Origin of the sequence: Caballeronia sp. ATUFL_M2_KS44 (assembly GCF_023630965.1) — a bacterium.
Lineage (GTDB): Bacteria > Pseudomonadota > Gammaproteobacteria > Burkholderiales > Burkholderiaceae > Caballeronia > Caballeronia concitans.
The window spans coordinates 1-275 of the sequence record NZ_JALQEA010000096.1 but is presented as its reverse complement, the minus strand read 5'-3'; the positions used below and the strand labels follow the sequence as shown (position 1 = coordinate 275).

The 275-nt window shown below is 62.5% G+C and carries 1 protein-coding gene; it reads left to right on the top strand.

Translation table 11 applies throughout. From position 1 onward, the window contains the following. The coding region (locus NCR39_RS29540) for an ABC transporter permease subunit (protein ID WP_502800297.1) at positions 1–275 on the top strand (275 nt) is incomplete at both ends.

The following is a 275-nucleotide window of genomic DNA, read 5'->3' as shown; positions in this document are numbered from 1 at the left end:
GCCTTAGGCTTCGCCAGTGTCGCCCTCCTCTCCTGGTCGACGCTCTCCTATCTGGGTCTGCCCATGCCGGTGGCCATTACGCTGGTGGCCGCAGCCGTACTCTCGTGGATGCTCAGCAATACGGTATGGGGACGCCATGTCTACGCAGTCGGCGGCAATCGCGCTGCCGCCCGGTCTGCGGGCATTCCGATCACCAAACACCTGATGATCTCGTTCATCCTTATCGGGGTGCTCACCGGTCTCGGCACGCTGATGTTTGTGGGACGGCTCGGATC